Consider the following 19,598-nt stretch of genomic DNA (forward strand, 5'->3'; position numbering starts at 1 on the left):
CTGATGATCTATCGATGTGTGTTAAAGTCAGCGATGTTCCTGGTCGTTACCGGGCTGTGCGCTGCGTGTGCGTCGTCGTCTAAATACCAGGTTGTCACGGCTAAGACGTACGCTGAGGCGGCGAATCGGCCCATACAAAGTAGACTTTTTCTGGTGGATGCGCAGAAATTGCCTGACGCTACGCTGATCAACCACGTCAATAAAGGCCACTGGGAGCAATTCAATGCTAAGATCGGTCAGGTAAAAGACGGCCCCACCCGGGTGATGCTGCAATGTATCCGGCTGTTAAACGAAAAAAAATACCTGGCCTCTTATCAGATGCTGGTAAACATTCCTGACGACTGGCAGGACTGTCAGGCGCTGATCCTGAAAACAGACTGCCTTTACAAGCTCAAGGCCGACTCGGTAGATGTTCGTGCCCGCTATCAGCAGGCGTTTGACTGTACGTCGAACGAGACGATAAAAGCAATCGCCAAAACCCGTTTTCGCTTTGTGAACTATGAACGTTAAGGTATCACTATCATGGGTTGTCCTGACCGCGGTGGTCCTGGGTGTAACATCCTGTGGTTCTACCGCCAGCTTCTACACCGACGTTACCCGTCGGAAAACCAGCTTACAATACCTGCACGATACGCCCCCAAGTCGACAGGTGTCTGCGTGCCAGGTGCAGGTCGCGAAGCCGGTCGTAACAGATCCATCGTTTATCCGGCCAGGATCCGTCCGCACGGCACGTTCGTACATCGTTCCGGTGATCGTGTATACCGAATGGGGGAGTCAATTTGATTACAGGCTAGGCAGTGCTTCGATTCAGCAGGATGTCGCTTCGTTTGTCCAATCGGCGCTGATCACCGAAAGCGCGCGCAGCGGGATCTTTACCGCGGACAGTGTCCGTACGACAGGCGATCTGGTGCTGGAGATCGAAATCGACAGCGTCGGCGCCCTGGGGCAATATTTTAAGAAGGGATATTTTATCTATCTGTTTTTTGCCTATGCGTACGATCAGAAGGAAGGGATTGCAGGTTCCATGGCCTACGCGCGGTGTCGTTACCGCCTGCGGAAAGGTGATACGATCCTGATCGATGACGTTGTTGAGAGCCAACACGCTCCGCAAACGCCGGATCGGGTTTACAGCTCGCCGAAATTACTGCGCGCCGATTTCAACTCCGCACTGATAGAGGCCTTGTCCCTGTCGCTCAAGGACAATATTGAAAAGATCGTACAGGAAGTGAACGGCTATTGTCGTTTTACACCCTGATGCGCGCTGTTTCCGGAAATCAAAACGTTTCTTCACCTTCTGCCGAAGCCGAATACTGGCCGCAATCCAGTTCGGTGTCCAGCTTTTGCGATGGTCTGCGGAACGGTCCTTTGTCATAACCATCGTTACGGTCGCGGTATACCAGGGTCATATACTTGTCCCAGATGGGGCGTGCGGTGCGCGTGCCGGAACCAAAGCTCCAGGACGGGAAGTGAATGTTACGCTCGTCGCCGCCCACCCATACGCCGGTGACCAGGTTATGGGTGATGCCCATGTACCAGCCGTCGGAGGCATTGTCGGTCGTGCCCGTTTTTCCGCCGATCTCGTTGTTGTCTTTCAAATCGTAGCTGAGTCCTTCCGAGGTACCGCCGGCTTCTTCTACGCCGCCGCGCAGCATGTAGATCATTTTATAGGCTGTCAGCTCGTCCATTACCTGGCGCGTTTTGGGTGTGAAGTTCTCCAGCACGTTGCCGTTCTTGTCTTCAATGCGCGTGATATAGTATGGCTGCGTGTAGATGCCGAGGTTGACGAAGCTGCAATATGCGGCGACCATCTCGTACAGCGTCACATCGCTGGTGCCGAGGCAAAGCGCGGGGACGGCGTCCAGCTTGCTCGTGATGCCGAGTCGCTGGGCAAACGATACGACGTTTTGCGGTGTGACCTTTTGCATGACCTGCGCGGTAATGGAGTTCAGCGACAGCGCCATGGCCCGGCGCATCGTCACCATCTCGCCGGAGCCCTGGGAGCCCGAGGAGTTGGGGGGCGTCCAGGTGGAGCCGTCGGGCAGGCGGATCGTGGGAGATATATCGGCAAATTCCTGGCATGGGCTATAGCCGGCTTCGATGGCGGTGCCGTACACAAACGGTTTGAAGGTAGAGCCAGGTTGCCGGGTGCCCTGCCGTACGTGGTCGTACTTGAAGTATTTGTGCGAGATGCCGCCCACCCATGCTTTGATGGCGCCCGTGCGCGGGTCCATCGACAGGAGGCCGGTCTGTAAGAACCGGTTGTAGTACGCCAGCGAGTCCATGGAGCTGAAGAGCGTATCGCGCTCGCCGCGGTAGGTAAAGATGGTCATCGGCTTTTTGGCGCGGAGCAAGATGCCGACGGAATCGGAGTCGGCGCCGTAGCGTTTCACCAGGTTGCGATAGGCGTCGGTGCGTTTGATCTTGGCATCGAGGTAGCCCTTTATTTCCTGACCCGTGCGCGGGTCTACCCAGGGGTTGAGGCCGCGTTGGCGCCACTCGCGGTTAAATTGTTGTTGCAGGGTGGCCATGTGGTTGGCGACCGCGTCTTCGGCATCGCGCTGCAGGCGGCTGTCGATGGTGGTATAGATCTTTAGCCCGGCATCGCGCAGATCGTAGCCGTGCTCGGTGCACCACTTGTTGAGCTCGCGTTGGATGACGTTTCGGAAATAGGTGGCCATGCCTTTGTTTTGGTTTTGCACCGAGTAGTTCAATCCAAGGGGTAGCGCTTTCAGCGAGTCGTATGTTACGCGTGAAATGTGACCGTATTCCATTACTTTATGAAGTACCTCATTTCGCTTTTTCAAAGACCGTTCAGCATAAAAATGAGGATTGAAGTAACTGGGGTTCTGACACATCCCGATCAGCACGGCCGCCTCCTGCCAGGTAAGCATGGAGGGCGGTTTATTGAAGTAAGTCTCGCTCGCGACCTTAATGCCGTACGCGTTGCTGCCGAACTCGACGGTGTTCAGGTACATCGTCAAGATTTCGTCTTTGGTATAATTGCGTTCGATCTGAATGGCAATGATCAGTTCTTTTGTTTTTTGAATAAGACGCTGAGGCAGCTTTCCCAGGTCTGCAGCCGGTCCGTCGAGCTCCAGCGTATACAGGTTCTTGCCCAGTTGTTGTGTCAGTGTACTGCCGCCACCCTGATATGTAAACGTCAACGCCCCGAGAATTATCCGTAGATAAGCCCGTGCGTCGATGCCAGAATGATCACGAAAACGACGGTCTTCCGAGTCAAGAAGGGTCTGGACCAGAGCTGGCGAAAGCTGTTCGTATGAAACCTGGCTTCTGTTATAGCGAAAGTAACGTCCCAGTGAAACACCATCGGCGGAGATGACCTCTGACGAGAGGTCATTTGTTGGATTTTCAATGGCCCGCAGGCTGGGCATCCCTCCAAAAAGGCCAAACAGGTTGATGCTGACCACATAAAAAAACAAAGGTGTCACCACGACAAAGCTCAGGAGCAGGATCCAGACGGCTTTTGTGAGTTTCTTAAACCAGGAGCGTTGAAAGCTAAGGGCGCGGAGCGCTCTGTGCGCAAAGTTCCGCGGCGGGGCATTACGGGTAGGTTGTACCATACATACTGTAGGAGGTCTAAATATAGCGAACTTAGCGGTTTGTTGTATATTAATGTTAGATTACTACTATCCGCCAGCGAACACTTTCGTCCGACGGTGGGCGCCCGCCGGTGTATAACAGCCTCTAGCCGCTCCGTAGGGCGGTTTATTCGTGGCGTGAATATTGGGTAGCGAGATAAGACTTTAGAGCCTATGATTAAGAACTATTGCATCATCGCCTGGCGAAACCTGAGGAAATTCGGCGTCTATTCGGTCATCAACCTGGCGGGGTTGTCGGTGGGGATTGCCGTCAGTCTGATGATCTTGTTGTATGTGTCGCACGAGGTTATGTACGACCGGTTTCATGTGCACGGTCCGCAGATCTATAAAGCAAACGGCGCCTTGAACTGGGGTGGGCAGCAGGTCAATATCATGGCCCTGTCCGTACAGTTCGCGCCCATCACAAAAGAAAACAACCCTTCGATCAAAAACTATGTACGCGTGCGCGAACGCGGTAAGCGCGTGGTGGAAACGGATGCCGGGCACCGGTTCTATGAAAGCCGGTTTGTCTTTTCCGACAGTGCATTCTTCAGCATGTTCTCATTCCCCTTGCTGCAGGGTGAGTATAGGGCACTGGGTCGCCCCCATACCGTGATCCTGACAGAGGCCATGGCGCATAAATATTTTGGTGCAGAGGATCCTGTAGGCAAGACGTTGCTCTACGACCGCTCGGTGCCGTTGGAGGTAGTGGGCGTGGCCCGCGATTTCCCCTCCAACTCTTCTCTCCAGTACGACTTTATTGCGTCGATCAGTACCCTGGCGTCTATCCCGGACGAAAAGGAAGGGTATGATTACCCCAAGGCTGCCCTCGGTTCGTGCGCGACGTATTTCCGCATAGACGATCCCACCGCGCGGGCAGGCATTGAACAGTCCATGATGCACGCGGCCGACATGAAGTCGGTGGACGGGCAGCTCCAGCTCGTTCCCCTGGTGTCGGTGCATTTCAACTTGTCTGATATGGCCGGCACGCGGTACCTGGGGTTGTTTATCAGCATCGCCGTGATCATTCTGGCATTGGCGCTGATCAACTATGTGAGCCTGACCACAGCCCGGGCCGGGATCCGCGCGCGTGAGGTGGGGATCCGGAAGGTGACGGGTGCCCGGAGATCTTCGCTGATCTTGCAGTTTTATATCGAGTCGGCTATGCTCACGACGTTGGCATTTGGCGTAGCCCTGATGATGATCCAACTGGGTATGCCCCAGCTCGTGCAATGGCTCCACATGCATGTCGACGCCGGATTTATCTGGACGCCGGCGTTCGTGGGCGTGATGGTGGCGTTGCTCGTTACGTGTATTGTACTGGCGGGGAGTTACCCCGCCTTGTTGTTGACGCGTTTTAGTCCTGCCGCCGTGCTAAAAGGCCGGTTCGGGATGGCGGCGTCCGGCCAGTGGGTGCGGAAGGGGCTGACCGTACTGCAGTTTGTGGCTTCGGTGGCGCTGATCGTCGGCAGCCTGGTGGTGCAGTCGCAGCTCGAGTTCATGCAGACCAAAAAGATCGGGCTCAATAAAGAGCAGGTAATGGTGGTAAGTCTCGACCCGGCGGCGAAGGGGAGCCCCCATGCATTGATACAAGAGATCAGAGATCAGGCCGGTGTGCTGCAGGTGGCATCGTCGTCGCTGCCGCTCTATAAATATGGTACCGGCGGTTATTTTATCAAAACGCCGAAGCACGACGAGGAGCTGTTTGTCAATGCCGCCCCCGTCGACCCGGGTTTCTTCAAAACGCTGGACATAGAATGGTATTATCAATCGGCCGACTCGCTCGCCGGCGCTCCCGCCGAATATGTTATCAATGAAACGGCGCTTCACGATCTGGGGCTCACAGCAGAGGACATTGGTAAACCGCTCCACCTGGTAGAGGAGAACTCCGTGATCAAAGCGGTCATCAAGGACTTTAATTTTTCTTCGTTGCACCAGGCGGTCAGGCCTATGATGTATTCGATACGAGCGGATACATCCAAAAGCCTTGCCGAAGGAGTGATCTATATACGCCTGGATCCGGCCGCACAGCTGCGTGACAAGATTGTTGCGCTGGAAGCCATCTTCCACAAGCATCAGCCGCAGTCGCCGTTCGACTATTACTTCCTGGAGGATGCTTTTAACCAGTTATACCAGTCCGAGGACCGCCTGGCCAACATCTTTAGCGGCTTTACCGCCGTGGGGCTGGTGATCGCCTGCCTGGGGTTATTCGGCCTCGTGACATTTTATACCGAGGTGCGCACCAAAGAGGTGGGGATCCGCAAAGTGTTGGGTGCCGGCCTGCGCAGCGTGTTGGTATTGCTGTCGAAAGATTTTGTTTACCTGGTGCTGGTCAGCGTGCTCGTGGCCTCGCCGCTGGCGTATTGGCTGATGCAAACCTGGCTGAGCAGCTTTGCGTATCGCACGACCATTGCGTTGTGGTTTTTTGCTGCCGCAGCACTCGGCGTATTGACCGTGGCGTGCCTCACCGTCGGCATACAAGCCTGGCGGGCGGCACGGTCCAATCCGGCGGAGGCGCTGCGCAGCGAATAGCTCCCGCCATAATAAATATTGTGTATACCTGGGCGCTTGCCTATCTTCCCGCAGTTGTAACACACCTACCCATGAACCTGGACAGAAGAAAATTCCTGAAGACGTCCGGCACCGCATTGCTGCCGGCCATGATCCCTGTATCGTCGGTCCTGGCAACGGGCACCCGGCAGCACCTATCAAATGCCCCAACGGGGCCGACTGTCAAGTTCTTCGGAGCCGGGGAGTCGTATGAGCCGCAGGAATACCTGGCCGAGCTGCAAAAATACCAGGCGGCAAAAGGTATCGAGCGCGACCGGTATGGCACGGGTGGTGTAATCGAAGCATTGGAAAAAAGGTTTACGGAAATTACCGGCAAGGAGAAAGCGGTCTTTATGCCCAGCGGCACAATGGCCAACCAGTTGGCGATCGCCGTGCTGAGCGGTGAGGAGACGAAGGTCATTGTTCAGGAGACGAGCCATGTGTTTCGCGACGAGAGCGATGCGGCGCAGACTGTTTTTGGCAAACGGCTGGTGCCGCTGGCAAAGGACGCCACGTACTTTACAGCGCAGCAGTTACAGGAAGGTATAGAGTCTTTGAAGCAAGGCGAGGTGTTTAAAACTTCTGTGGGTGCGGTGTCGATCGAAAACCCCGTACGCCGCGCCGACGAGCGCGTAGTGCCGATCGAAGAAATTAAGAAGATCAGCGCCTATTGCCGCAGCAACAACATCGGCCTGCACCTGGACGGTGCGCGCCTCTTTATAGCCTCGGGCTGGACGGGTGTGTCGGTGAAAGAGTATGCATCATATTTCGATACGGTGTACATCTCGCTGTATAAATACTTCGGGGCTGCGGCCGGTGCCATACTCTGTGGTCCCCGCGAAGTGATGGATAAAATGACGCACCTGGTGAAAGTGCACGGAGGCTCCATGTACGGCAACTGGCTGAACGCCGCCATGGCATTACACCGCATGGAAGGTTTTGAGACCCGCCTGCAGCAGGCTATCCAAGCCTCTAAATCAATCTTCGCTACGTTGAACAAGTTGCCGGGCGTAAAGGTCAGCCCGCTGGACGGCGGTACAAACATCTATACCCTGGAGCTCGACAAAAAGATCGACGGTAATAGGCTGCAGGCGAGTCTGCGCGAAGCGAAGATCCTTATGCCCCGGCCAGATGGCAATAACCACACGATGCTTACGGTCAATGAAACGCTGCTATACCAGCCAGTGGACTATATTGTAAACGCTTTTAAGAAGGGTCTTTAACGGACCCTTCTTGTTTATTCCGACCTTAGTCGTGTAGCCGGGTTCGCCAGCGCCGCTTTGATGGATTGGTAGCTGATCGTTAGCAGGGCAATCGCCAGCGCCGCGGTGCCCGCCAGGGCAAAGACATCCCAGGTAAGCTCGATGCGGTAGGAGTAGTCGTCCAGCCAGCGGTGCATGAGGTACCAGGCCAGTGGTGCTGCCAGAACAAACGAGATCAATACCAGGCGTACGAAGCTCTGCGTCAATAATCGCAAGATCGTATTGAAGGACGCGCCTAATACCAACCGAATGCTGATCTCCTTGCTGCGTTGTTCGACCATGAAGGATGAGAGTGCAAACAATCCCAGGCACGCCACGATGATGGCCAGTACCGCGAAGCTGGCAAACACGCTGCCCATGCGTTGTACGTCTTCGTACAACTTTGCGTAGCTCTCGTCGAGGAATGTATACCGGAAGGGTTGGTTCGGCATGACTACATCCCATTTGGTTTGAATGGCCTGCAACATGCTTTGCATGTCGGCGGTTTGGGTTTTTACGGCCATGACCGATCCGCCGGAGCCGAGTGTCATACACAGCGGGCTGATCTTGCTTTTCATGGATTCGAAGTGGAAATCTTCCACGACGCCGATGACGGTAAATGTCTCCCAGTTTTGAATGCGTTCGCCCAGGGGTTCTTGTAAGCCCAGCTCGCGGGCCATGGCCTGGTTGATGATGACGGCCTGTGAGTCGGACGCGATCTGTTTATCGAAGTTCCGGCCCTGTAACAGTTTCATATCCATGGCGGCCAGGTAGTCGGGGTCTACAAACCAACGCTGGGCGGAGACGCCTTTGTCGATCTTGTTGCGCCCTTCTTTCCAGAAGGAGTTCTGGTCGCGGTGCGATCCGGCTACGGGCAAGTAGTTGCCTGTCGTTACATGCTGCACGCCGGAGAGGGTCGTGATCTCGTCTTTCAGTGTTTTCAGACCTTCATCGGTTAGGGTATTGGTGCCCTGGATCATGACGACCTGGTCTTTGCTGAAGCCGATCTTTGTGTGCAACATATAGCTCATCTGGCGGTAGATGATGAACGTGCCGATGATCAGCACCAGCGAGGTTGTAAACTGGAATACCACCAGACCGTTGCGAAGGCCGGCGCTGCGACCGCTGCGGCTTATACCGCCTTTCAGCACGTCGATGGGTTTGAAGGCCGACAAGTAGAACGATGGATATATACCGGCCGCGATGCCGGTCAACAGGGCACACCCGAACATCAGCGGCGACAACCACCAGGCTGTCCACGGCATGGCGAGTGTACGGCCCGCCAGTGCGTTGAAGGACGGCAGCGCAACCCACACCAGCAGTAACGCCAGCGCAAAAGAGAGGAGGCTATAGACAACGGATTCCATCAGGAACTGCTTCACCAGGTGGATGCGCATCGAGCCGACTACTTTGCGCAAACCTACTTCCTTTGCGCGATTCGCCGATCGGGCGGTGGAGAGATTTATAAAGTTGATACAGGCGAGTGCGAGGATAAAACACGCAACGGCGCCAAACAGCCAGACATACCGCATGTCACCATGCTTCAGGGAATCGTTGACATCGGCCCCCAGGTATATATTTCCGATGGGCTGCAGGCTGAAGTGGTGGTGTTTTCGGACGTCTTCCAGGGACTGGTCGCCCACTTCCTTCATGTAGCCCAGCAGGTGTTTATCGCGCATGCTGGCGAACTTTGGCTCCAGTACTCGTGGGTCGGCTCCCGGACGCAGGCGCAGGTATACATCGTAGTTCCAGCAGCACCAGCTGGTTTGTTCGCCGGGCCAGAATTCAACGTCTTGCAGGGTGATCAGAAAGTCGAAGTGTAAATGCGATGTAATGGGAAAATCCTGCATGACGCCGCCGATGGTATAGGGCGTTTTGCGTTCGTCGTTTAAGACGATGGTACGACCGACGGGGTCTTCGCCCGGAAAATATTTATCGGCTTTGCTTTTGGAGATGACAACGGTGTTGGGCCGGTCCAGTGCGTGGAGCGGATTGCCATACACCATCGGTATTTCCAGGATCTGAAGCAGGTTCTGGTCGGCATACGCAAAGCCCTCTTCAAATGTATTCTCGGTCTGCTCTTCGCGGCGGAACAGGTTGCTGCCGGCTTTAAACCAATTAAAGGGAATGAGGCGGGCCGAGAGCTCTACTTCGGGATAATCGGCTTTAACGATGGAAGCCACGGAAGCGGGCATGGAGGTCCAGCTGCCGCCGTCTTTTGTAAAGTGATTATAGAGACGATAAATGCGGTTGCCGTGGAGGTACGCCCGGTCGTGGCTCAGCTCGTGCCGGATAAATAAGAAGATGAGCATGCACGTGGCAAGTCCCAGCGCAAAGCCGCCGATATTGATGGCGGTGTACATTTTCTGCCGTGACATCGACCGCCAGGCAATGATGAGGAAATTCTTCAACATATGCAGAAAGGGTTTACGGTGGAGAATAGGGGTACCTGTGTGAAGATACCTCCTAAGGGGGAAAGGTTGCATGGGGTTATAAAAAGATTTGCGAAACCACGTAGTTGCGTATATATTGCAACCAAATAGTTTCAAATTAAGCGTATGATTGAAAGAAGGGACGTATTTCAGGCGATCGCCGACCCCACGCGGCGGGCCATTTTAACACTCATTGCGATACAGGCTATGACGCCCAACGCATTGGCCGAGCACTTTGATACCAGCCGGCAGGCGGTCTCCAAACACATCCGCATCCTGACCGAGTGCGAGCTGGTGCAACAGGAACACTCCGGACGGGAGATATACTACTCGTTTAATCCCACAAAACTAAAGGAGGTGGACGCGTGGCTGGACCAGTTCCGGCAACTGTGGGAAAAACGGTTTGATCAATTGGATAAAGTTTTAAAACAACTCAAAACAAAACCTCATGGCAAGTAATCCTGCATTACAATTCGACAAAGACCTGGCAAACAAAACAATGACCATCACCCGGCACTTCGACGCGGAGGTAGCGTTGGTATGGCTTACGTGGACGGAACCGGAATTGCTCGACCAGTGGTGGGCTCCGAAGCCCTGGCGGACCGAGACCAAAAGCCTCGACTTCCGCGAAGGTGGTCAATGGTTATACGCCATGGTGGGGCCTAACAACGAGCGGCACTGGTCGGCTGCCGTTTTCGGTAAGATCGTATCTCAGAAGAGCTTTGAAGCCACCGATTTTTTCTGTGATGAAACGGGTACTAAGAATAACGAGATCCCCGAGACATACTGGCATAACGAATTTTACCCGACGGCTACAGGCACGCGTGTGGTTATAACCATTACGGCGGCAGAGGAATCGGGGCTCCGGAAAATGCTGGAGATGGGCTTCGAAGAAGGCTTCACCCTGGCCCTGGGCAACCTGGATCAGTACCTCCAGGCACAGTTCAAGATCCGCAAGCAGCTTCGTACCTATGGCAAGCCGCCGCGTGTGTCGAGCTATCTCAATTTCCCGGGTACAGCGGAGGAAGCTTTTACGTTTTACAAGTCGGTGTTCCAGACGGAATTTTCCGGCGAAGGGATCAAGCGGTTTGGTGATATACCAGCCGACAGCAGCCACCCGCCGGTGGCCGATAGTGTAAAGAAGATGGTGCTGCATGTCGAGCTGCCGATTACAGGCGGGCACTTGCTGATGGCTACTGATTCGCCGAAGGGGATGGGGTTTGAGCTGGTGCAGGGTACAAACATGCATATCTGCGTGGAGCCCGATAGTCGTGAGGAGACGAAACGCATCTTTGATGCTCTTGCTGTAGGTGGAAACGTTACGATGCCGCTGCAGGATATGTTCTTTGGTGCCTACTTCGGGACTATTACGGATCGGTTTGGGATAAACTGGATGTTTAATTTTATGGAGTAGATACTTTGTCGTTGGTAGTAGCTGAGTTGACTGCGCCAGGGGCGAAGGCGGTCAGGAGACCGCCTCCATACCAGGCACCGGTGGCGCGCCTGCGCTTCGCTAGGCGCTAACACCGGCGCCAGTTTTATAGCGTCCTTATTAGTGTGTTGTTGTATTCGGATACCAGTTCCGGGTGCGGACTTCGATCGATTTATTCTTGGCCTGAACCAGTTTCCTGAACTGCTTGGTGTCGCTCAGGCCATTCGCGCCGCGGTAGTGATAGGGGTATACAATTTTAGGTTTGAAATCCAGTACGGCGGCGGCGGCTTCGGGTACATCCATGGTATAGGGCAGGTTCATGCAGACGAAGGCTATATCTATATTCTTCAGGCTGCGCATCTCGGGAATGCCGGCGGTGTCGCCTGACAGGTATACTTTCTTGTCGCCGAACGTGAGTACGTAGCCGTTGCCGCGGCCTTTGGGATGTTTGGAGTCTGCTGTTTCGGGGAGGTTATACATGGGGATGGCTTCGATCGTGATGCCCAGCTGGCTGGTGACCTTGCCGTTGTTGAGTACAATAGATTTTGCTTTTAGTGCCTCGGGCATCTTATCGGCGACGGCCTGGGGAACGATGATGATCGCTTTTGTAGCGGGAATGGCTTCGAGCGTTTTGGGATTAAAATGATCGCCGTGTATGTCGGTGATCAGGATGAGGTCGGGCGGTGCTATACCTTGAAACGCGGCATCGCCGCCGTCGGGATCGGCGTAGAGGGTTTTTCCTTGCCAGGTAAGGGCCAGCGTAGCATGCTGCAGGGGTTGGATGGTGAGCGGGCCCTGCGAGGTTTGTACGACGTCGGCCGGGACGCGTTGTGCCCTGGCACCGGCGGCGAACAGCGCCAGAAGAATATACAGTGTCGTTTTCATATAGATGAAGTTTTGGGAGTGGAATACGTCAAAGGTAGAGCATTTCGGTTTTTGCGCAAATGCACAACCATTTCGGGTGGATTTCGTGAAAGTCAGCATCTAGCCTTACGATCGCTATGCACGAACATCACTACAACGTAGAAATTACCTGGACGGGCAACACCGGCAGTGGGACTTCCAATTATCGTGCATATGAGCGAAGCCATACGGTGACGGCAACGGGCAAACCGGTTATACCCGGTTCATCTGACCCAAGCTTTCGCGGCGACCGCACCCGCTACAATCCCGAAGAGCTTTTCCTGGCGTCGGTCTCTTCCTGCCACATGCTGTGGTACCTGCACCTCTGCGCCGAAGCGGGGGTCGTCGTAACGGCGTATCATGATCAGGCTACGGGCGTTATGGCCGAAACGGCGGACGGCGGCGGCCACTTCACGGAGATGACGTTATTTCCCGTGGTAACCGTGGCCGATGCCAGCATGATCACCAAGGCAACCGCCTTGCACCACGAAGCGAATCGTCTTTGTTTCATTGCCAATTCGTGTAAGTTCCCCATTTACCACAAGCCGTCGAGCCGCGTCGCCGAGGCGTAATCAATTGTCGCGATCGCCCCGCGAGGTTGGCGCTTTTCTCCCTCGCCTGCGCGTCGATGGCCGCTATCTTTGGTACATGCTTTACCGCCTGGGATGCTTCCCGGCGCGGGCATGAAGTTTTGGTACACTATACGATTACGGCTTACTTAAACGACAACACGTATGACTACAACAAAAGGAATCACCCTCGTCGCGGAACCGGGCAAGTATGACCTTACCATGATCCGCGAGTTTGACGCACCGCGCGAACTAGTCTTTAAAGCACACGTCGATGCCACCTGGTTGGCGCGATGGCTGTCGCCGGGGGACTATGATATGCGGATCGACAAGTTCGATGCGCGCAGTGGCGGTGCCTACCGGTATATTCACATCGGTCCGGAAGGAGAGGAGTATGCTTTTCACGGTACGTTTCATGAAGTGTCGGATCCCGTGCGCATCATTCAGACATTCGAATTCGAAGGCTTGCCGGAAACCGGCCACGTATGCCTGGACTCCATCAGCTTCGAGATCCTGGCCAACAATCGTACGCGCGTGACGACACACTCTGTATTTCAATCTGTCGACGACCGCGATGGCATGATCCAATCGGGCATGGAAAGGGGTGTGAACGACGGCTATGAAAAGCTGGACGAACTGTTGGAGAGAGAGCTGGCGAAGTCGCCGGTATAGCGACGATATCGCGGGGGGCGGAACGATCACCCCTTGGGCTGAACGAATACACGTTGCAATACCGCCTTGCACGGTGTAGAGGAGGTTACGCGCACCTGGTGATTGATGTGCAGGGGAATGGCAAAATAGTCGCCGGGCCGGAAGCTGTGCACGTCGGTGCCCACGGTGATGTCGCACGTGCCTTCGAGAATAAGAAAGTGCTCGAACTCGTCGGTGTGTGTCTCATCGGGCGCACCGTAGCGCAGCCACAGCAGGCCGGTGGTCTTCTGGCGATCGTGGCCGATGATCTTCAGATACATCGTGTCAAAGTTTTCAGGAGTGTTGAGGTCTTTGCGGTCCAGCCAGGCCGAAAAGTCTTCTATTTTCGATTGTGGGCTCAACAGGGGCACGGGTGCTAATACTTCTCCCCCGCGGACCCGTTCGCGGAAATCGATCCTGGCCATGAGCAGGGGCTTGGCTGTCGGCGGCGGCTCGATGGCGTGTGCTTTCGCCAGCAGGAATAATGCATGTTCGATCTGTTCGAATTCCCGTGCAACGGCAGGATGGTGTGCGATGGCGTGTCGCACCTTGTCGTGTTCGTCGCCTTCCAGCTGACCGAGCGCATAAAGCTCTAATAATCCCGATTGCAATAATTCGTTCGGATCCATCTCACCGGCACAATAACGATAGAACGATAAATAACCGCACCAACTTTTCCGAACCTGTCATCCGCCTGGGGGAGCTCATACAAAACGTTTTCACTGGAATAACTGTTTACACTGTAGCCGCACGACAAACGCGTGTGTACGTCTGATCGCTAAAGCTAATAATATTATATGTAAAAGCACGTGCCCGGAATGACGAAAGTCACCCCCTTGCCTGAGGTAGTTCATATTTTTATCGGTTGCCACGCTATACTTTTGGTCAGGGAGCGGATAATGACCACATACTCCCCGGTCATCTCTGTATAACCTTTTAACGACAATTTTATGAAAACCATATTGGTGCCTTGCGATTTTTCCAAAACTGCGCTCAACGCATTTTCTTTTGCCCTCGACGTGGCAGAGCGCTCGGAAGCCGTTATTCACCTGGTGCACGTCATCGACGTGCCCGCCGTATACGATGCCGCTTTTGTGCCGGCGATACCTCCTGACAGCACCGTGTATACGGAGCTGGAAGCGAAAGCCGAAGAGGAGTTTCGCAAGATCATCGATAAACACCGGTCGTCGGGTATACACATTGAAGCCAGGCTGGCGTATGGGGCGCCCGAAGCGTCGTTGCTGGAATATATTCAGGCCGCCGGTATCGACGTGGTGATCATGGGCTCGCACGGTGCCCGCGGCCTGCGTGAGCTGCTGATCGGTTCTACGGCCGAGAAGATCATCCGCCATGCTGCCGTGCCGGTCATGGTCATCAAAGACAAGTTCCTGGGGAACGTGCGCAACATCGCTTTCCCCAACACGCTGGAGCCTACCTTGCAAGACGACCTGATGCGTAAAGTAAAGGCGCTGCAGGAGTTCTTTCGCGCCACGCTCCACCTGGTATATATCAATACGCCCGCCAACTTTCTGGACGACTCGGTAACGCACGAGCGGCTGAACCGGTTTGCGCAGCAGCACCAGCTGGCCAACTACACGCTGAACGTGTACAACCATGCCGACGTCGAGGAGGGCATCAACCAGTTTGTGCGGGAGACGGATGCCGAGCTGATCGCCATGGGTACCCACGGCCGCACCGGTCTGGCACACATCGTCAACGGCAGCCTGGCCGAAGCGGTGGCCAATCACACCGACCGCATTGTCTGGACCTATACGCTGAAGCATCACGGCTAGCGCCGCCGGCACGCGGAAAACTGTTTTGTGCCGGGAAATATTACCCGGCGAAAGGAAGGAGTAGGAGGGGAAGAAAAATTGACAGATACTTGCAGGCTCAAAAAACGGCCTGCCTCATGAATGCTTCCTGTGGAATCGATTTTGGAACGTCCAACTCCAGCGTTGCGCTGGCGACGCCGGAGGGCATACGGCTGGCGCCGGTGGAAGGCACGTACGTGACGATTCCCAGCGCGTTGTTCTTTCACGCCAAAGACAACATTCCCACCTATGGCCGCGAGGCCGTGGCCATGTTCTTTGCCCGTCGCCCGGGGCGCTTTATGCGCAGTTTAAAACGTGTGCTGGGTACCTCGCTGATGAAGCAGGGTACCATGGTCAACGGTAAGGTGATGAAGTTTGAAAAGATCATTACGCCCTTCCTCAAAAACCTCAAGGACAAAGCCGATGCCGCCAGCGGCCTGGACCTGCAGCACGTGGTGATGGGGCGGCCCGTACACTTTGTCGATAACGACCCCGACGCCGACAGCCGCGCGCAGGCCGAGCTGAAGGCCATGGCCGAGGCTGTGGGCTTTCGGTATGTAGACTTTCAGTTCGAGCCCATCGCCGCGGCGTTTGCCCACGAGGTGAACCTGGCGGGCGAGAAGCTGGCGCTCGTGGCCGACCTGGGTGGTGGTACGTCCGACTTCACCGTCATCCGTCTCTCTAACGCTTACGTAAAGAAGACCGACCGCACGGGCGACATCCTGGCCAACACGGGCGTGCGCATCGGCGGGAACGACTTTGATAAGGACCTGAGCTTGTCGCTCATCCTGCCCGAGCTGGGTTACCGAAGCACCTATGGCGAGAAACATCTGGAGGTGCCGCTCAAGCCCTATCACGATCTGGCGGAGTGGAGCAAGGTGAACTTTCTCTATACCACCAAGACGGTGGCGCAGACGCGTCAGCTGTTATACCAATCGCATGATAAAAAACGCTTCGGCCGGTTGCTCACCGTGCTGGAACAGGAGACCGGCCATGCGCTGCTGGCGTCCGCGGAGGAAACCAAGATCGCATTGACATCGGCCGCCACCTATCAGGCACCATTTGAATTTATAGAGTCCGGCTTTTTCATCGATGTGTCGCGTCAACTTTTTGAGGAGGCCATTCGTACCGAGATTGAAAAGATCGCGCAGGCTGCCACGCAGTGTATCCACGATGCCGGGGTGGGTGCTGAAGCGATCGAGCTGGTGATCCTTACGGGAGGCTCCACGGAGGTGCCGCGGGTACAAGCGGAATTTCGCCGCCTGTTTCCCAATGCTGCGCTGGCGGATGAAAACAAACTTTCGTCTGTCGGGCTCGGCTTAGCGTATGACAGCCGGAATAAATTCGGCTAGGATACGGCCGGCTCGTATAATCAATTCCATTCGATAACGCTATACTATCAATATTCCGTCGTTATCCGTGAAAACCCCGATTTGTAAGAATTAGCGCTGTTTCCGGGGTGTTCATGAGTGGGAGAAGGGGGGAAAAATACCCTTTCGGGCACCCTTAGTTTTCTGGTGCTGGTTTTCTGTATAGTTTAGTCGTTAAACACAGCGAACTCATTAACGGTTATACCATGAAAACTGGACGTTTTACGGGGACCCTCCCGTTTGTGCTCGTGCTCTGCATGTTGTCTATCGGCTGTCAGAAAGACCACGGTCACCCGCCCAAGCCCTCGGGGCTGATCAGTTTAAAGCGCGCGCGCGAAATGTACCAGGCTTACCAGCCGCGGTTCGACGCCGTCACGAAATTCCGCGAAGGCAAAGAAGACGCCCGCTATGGCTGGCACTCGCTGGACTATTACAAGGAATACATTGCCTACCTCGAAGAAGAGAGTAAAAAGATCGGTGTGGAGGTCTCCGGCCTGCGCCTGTATTATGTTGCTTATCCTGACGACGCCGAGTCTGAAAACCAGCGCGGCTACCAGACCTTTATATACCTCCCCACGTATTACGATAAAAAACAGGATAAACATATTGCCTTCGACCCGCTGTACCTGGATAAAGACGGAAAGCCTATACCGGTGCACGATCTGATCACAAAGGGCGAAAGCAAGGAAGCGATGTTCCTCAAGGCAGGCCTGCTGATGTCGGTGGCGCCGGGCTCGGTCGGGAACATGGGCGAGATGTGTAAGCCAAACTGCTCGGAGTAACAGGCGGTCATGAGCCTCTTCGGACTGATCAAATACCTGGAGCTGCTGGCGGCCCTGGTGGCGGTGCTGTACTATCGCAAGTACGCCACGTCACACCTGCGGCATTTTGTATACTTATTGTGGGGTGTGGCGGTCGTGGAATTTACGATGGCTGAGGTGAAGCATTTATATGAAGGTGTGGTCGTGCAGAACAATTTTGTGTATAACCTGCTGACGTCGGTACAATATGTGTACTTCTTTTTCGTGTATTATTATACGTTGAAGACCCAGCGGTACAAAAAAATCGTGGCGGGCTTTCTGGTAGCGTTTCCAGTAGCCGTAACGATCAATTTTTTGTGGATGCAGCGGCTTACGCTCACGGCGCCGTTTCATTCCTATACCTTTACCCTGGGAGCCATTCTGCTGATGGTAACGATTGGGTTATTCTTTGCCGAAATATTGAATACCGAGAAAGTATTGTATTTTAAGCGCTACCTCATGTTCTGGATCAGCATCGGGTTGTTCCTGTTCTATACGGGGATCATTCCGTTTATGGTAGGGGTGAACTTTATGCCGCTGTTGCTGAGCTCGGACATGTTGTCGATCATATTCTTTACACTGAACCTGGTGATGTATAGTTGCTTTATCACCGGGTTCGCGTTAGCCAACACATATACGGATTAATGCGACGGGCGGCATAACCAAACAGGCGGCACGGCACATTTTTTTAGGGCGGGATTGAGGAGAGATTAACGAGAGAAACGATGATGGAACGCGAAGTAATTTTGGCAGCTACCCTTACATTGATCACGCTGGTGGTCATCATCATTATCTTTTTTGTGATTTTTCAGAGTAAAAAGAACCAATTCATCCTGGCCCGTATCGAGGCCGAGAAGCGCCTGGCCGATGAGCTGGCGAAGTCTAAAATGGAGATCCGCGAGCAGGGCCTGAAAAACGTGTCGTGGGAGCTGTACGACCATGTCGGCCAGTTGCTGTCCATTGCCAAGTTACAGCTCAGCATGCTGCAGCCCCGGCTGTCGGAGGAAGACAGCCAGTACGTCGAGGAGGTCAACAACCTGATCGGCGCCAGTTTGAAGGAGATCCGCCTGTTGTCCAAGACCCTGAGCCCCGAAGCCCTGGGCGCGGCGGGTCTGATCAAATCCATCAATGTCGAGCTTCAGCGTTTTAACCGGCTCAAGTTCCTGGATGCCAACATGACCATTATCGGCGAGGAAACCTCGCTGGAGCAGGAGGAAGAGATCATTTTATTCAGGATACTGCAAGAGTTTTTTCTGTATGTTGTCAAGCAATCCGGCGCCAGCAAATTGCAGGTGACACTGAGCTACCACGCTGATAGCCTGCTGATAGACGCCTATCACAATGGCACCCGGGGGGTGCCGGGCACCTCCAGCCTGGACAATATGCAGCGCCGGGCGTCCCTCATTGGTGCTACTTATGACCTTGAAACTTCCCCAAATCGCGGCGTTCACCTATCTTTAGGGTACACTTTTAAAAAAACGGCGCATGCCTGACCAGTATTCTATTGTAATTGTCGACGACCACGCACTCTTCGCCCAGGCTTTAAAGACCCTTATCAATACATTTGACAGGTACACCGTACTTTATCACGTCAAGAACGGCGAGGAGCTGATCGAAAAGCTGAGCATTCCCGAGAATGTACCCGATATTTGCCTCCTGGACATCAACATGCCTGTGATGAACGGCATCGAGACCATGCAGTGGCTCACCCGTCACCAGCCCCGTATCAAGGGCCTGGCCCTGTCCATGGACGACGAAGAGACCACCGTGATCCGCATGCTGCGGGCCGGTGCCCACGGCTACCTGCTGAAAGACATCAATCCCACCGTGTTGCAGGATGCCTTCCGCGACGTGCTGGAAAAGGGCTTCTATTACTCCGATAAGATCACCAATACGGTCCTCAGCTCCCTGCACCGGGCCGAAGAAGAAATGGTCCTGAAGGACCGCGAGATCGAGTTCCTCAAGCTTGTCTGCACGGAGAAGACCTATAAAGAGATCGCTGCGGAGATGTTCCTGAGCCCAAAGACTATCGACGGGTACCGTGAGGCGCTTTTTGAAAAGCTTCAGATCAAGAGCCGCGTCGGGCTTGTTATCTATGCTATTAAGAATAAGGTTTATAAGGTAGAATAGGCATTATATAGCCCTTACAGGGCTGGCTGAAATTAGGAGAGCTTATAACCCTTGCATAAGCCATAGAAATC

General features: G+C 54.5%; 18 protein-coding genes. 14 read left to right on the forward strand and 4 right to left on the reverse strand.

Annotation, left to right across the window (positions count from 1 at the left end):
• Positions 1–3: 3 nt before the first annotated feature.
• Positions 4–510 carry a hypothetical protein gene (locus KK078_RS14550; RefSeq protein ID WP_254091015.1) on the forward strand — a complete coding sequence of 169 codons (507 nt, stop codon included), beginning with the start codon at positions 4–6 and terminating at the stop codon, positions 508–510.
• Positions 500–1,255: a hypothetical protein gene (locus tag KK078_RS14555; protein WP_254091016.1), complete on the forward strand. Its 756-nt coding sequence runs from the start codon at positions 500–502 to the stop codon at positions 1,253–1,255. The genes KK078_RS14550 and KK078_RS14555 overlap by 11 nt, the downstream gene beginning before the upstream one ends.
• A gap of 19 nt (positions 1,256–1,274) precedes the next feature.
• Here KK078_RS14555 and KK078_RS14560 read toward each other — a convergent pair whose 3' ends face one another.
• Complete coding sequence (locus tag KK078_RS14560) at positions 1,275–3,581, reverse strand: transglycosylase domain-containing protein (RefSeq protein WP_254091017.1); 2,307 nt, start codon at positions 3,579–3,581, stop codon at positions 1,275–1,277.
• Positions 3,582–3,773: 192 nt separating this feature from the next.
• On the opposite strand from KK078_RS14560, the gene KK078_RS14565 reads away from it, so the two are divergent.
• The gene (locus KK078_RS14565; protein ID WP_254091018.1) at positions 3,774–6,131 is read left to right on the forward strand and encodes an ABC transporter permease; all 2,358 of its coding nucleotides are present in this window, start codon (positions 3,774–3,776) and stop codon (positions 6,129–6,131) included.
• A gap of 71 nt (positions 6,132–6,202) precedes the next feature.
• The gene (locus tag KK078_RS14570) at positions 6,203–7,372 is read left to right on the forward strand and encodes a threonine aldolase family protein (RefSeq protein WP_254091019.1); all 1,170 of its coding nucleotides are present in this window, start codon (positions 6,203–6,205) and stop codon (positions 7,370–7,372) included.
• 14 nt (positions 7,373–7,386) lie between these two features.
• On the opposite strand, the gene KK078_RS14575 is transcribed toward KK078_RS14570, so the two are convergent.
• Entirely contained in the window at positions 7,387–9,804 is a 2,418-nt protein-coding gene (locus KK078_RS14575) for an ABC transporter permease (protein ID WP_254091020.1), read from the reverse strand.
• Positions 9,805–9,948: 144 nt separating this feature from the next.
• Here KK078_RS14575 and KK078_RS14580 point away from each other — a divergent pair, with 144 nt between their 5' ends.
• Both KK078_RS14580 and KK078_RS14585 read left to right on the forward strand, forming a co-directional pair.
• Positions 9,949–10,281, forward strand: coding sequence for an ArsR/SmtB family transcription factor (locus KK078_RS14580; protein WP_254091021.1), 333 nt, complete (start codon positions 9,949–9,951; stop codon positions 10,279–10,281).
• Positions 10,271–11,236: an SRPBCC domain-containing protein gene (locus KK078_RS14585; protein ID WP_254091022.1), complete on the forward strand. Its 966-nt coding sequence runs from the start codon at positions 10,271–10,273 to the stop codon at positions 11,234–11,236. Before KK078_RS14580 ends, KK078_RS14585 begins: the two co-directional genes overlap by 11 nt.
• A 138-nt stretch (positions 11,237–11,374) precedes the next feature.
• On the opposite strand, the gene KK078_RS14590 is transcribed toward KK078_RS14585, so the two are convergent.
• On the reverse strand, positions 11,375–12,139 hold the full coding sequence (locus KK078_RS14590) for an MBL fold metallo-hydrolase (protein WP_254091023.1): 765 nt from the start codon (positions 12,137–12,139) through the stop codon (positions 11,375–11,377).
• Positions 12,140–12,255: 116 nt separating this feature from the next.
• Here KK078_RS14590 and KK078_RS14595 point away from each other — a divergent pair, with 116 nt between their 5' ends.
• Entirely contained in the window at positions 12,256–12,729 is a 474-nt protein-coding gene (locus KK078_RS14595) for an OsmC family protein (protein ID WP_254091024.1), read from the forward strand.
• Between the two features lie 162 nt (positions 12,730–12,891).
• Complete coding sequence (locus KK078_RS14600) at positions 12,892–13,398, forward strand: SRPBCC family protein (protein WP_254091025.1); 507 nt, start codon at positions 12,892–12,894, stop codon at positions 13,396–13,398.
• A gap of 26 nt (positions 13,399–13,424) precedes the next feature.
• Here the strand turns inward: KK078_RS14600 and KK078_RS14605 are convergent, their stop codons facing one another.
• Positions 13,425–14,045 (reverse strand): cupin domain-containing protein, encoded by a 621-nt coding sequence (locus KK078_RS14605; protein ID WP_254091026.1) that lies wholly within the window; start codon positions 14,043–14,045, stop codon positions 13,425–13,427.
• A 321-nt stretch (positions 14,046–14,366) separates the two neighbouring features.
• Between KK078_RS14605 and KK078_RS14610 the strand changes: the two genes are divergently transcribed.
• The 6 genes from KK078_RS14610 (at position 14,367) to KK078_RS14635 (ending at position 19,527) form a co-directional block, all read left to right on the forward strand.
• Positions 14,367–15,209 (forward strand): universal stress protein, encoded by an 843-nt coding sequence (locus KK078_RS14610; protein WP_254091027.1) that lies wholly within the window; start codon positions 14,367–14,369, stop codon positions 15,207–15,209.
• A gap of 116 nt (positions 15,210–15,325) precedes the next feature.
• A complete protein-coding gene (locus KK078_RS14615; RefSeq protein WP_254091028.1) occupies positions 15,326–16,579 on the forward strand; it encodes an Hsp70 family protein in 1,254 nt (417 codons plus the stop codon).
• Between the two features lie 224 nt (positions 16,580–16,803).
• Positions 16,804–17,379 (forward strand): hypothetical protein, encoded by a 576-nt coding sequence (locus KK078_RS14620; protein WP_254091029.1) that lies wholly within the window; start codon positions 16,804–16,806, stop codon positions 17,377–17,379.
• Positions 17,380–17,388: 9 nt separating this feature from the next.
• Complete coding sequence (locus KK078_RS14625; RefSeq protein WP_254091030.1) at positions 17,389–18,042, forward strand: hypothetical protein; 654 nt, start codon at positions 17,389–17,391, stop codon at positions 18,040–18,042.
• Between the two features lie 80 nt (positions 18,043–18,122).
• Positions 18,123–18,890: a sensor histidine kinase gene (locus tag KK078_RS14630; protein ID WP_254091031.1), complete on the forward strand. Its 768-nt coding sequence runs from the start codon at positions 18,123–18,125 to the stop codon at positions 18,888–18,890.
• Positions 18,883–19,527: a response regulator transcription factor gene (locus KK078_RS14635; protein ID WP_254091032.1), complete on the forward strand. Its 645-nt coding sequence runs from the start codon at positions 18,883–18,885 to the stop codon at positions 19,525–19,527. Before KK078_RS14630 ends, KK078_RS14635 begins: the two co-directional genes overlap by 8 nt.
• The last annotated feature ends 71 nt before the right edge of the window (positions 19,528–19,598 follow it).

Source organism: Dawidia soli (assembly GCF_018598185.1).
Classification (GTDB): domain Bacteria; phylum Bacteroidota; class Bacteroidia; order Cytophagales; family Cyclobacteriaceae; genus Ohtaekwangia; species Ohtaekwangia soli.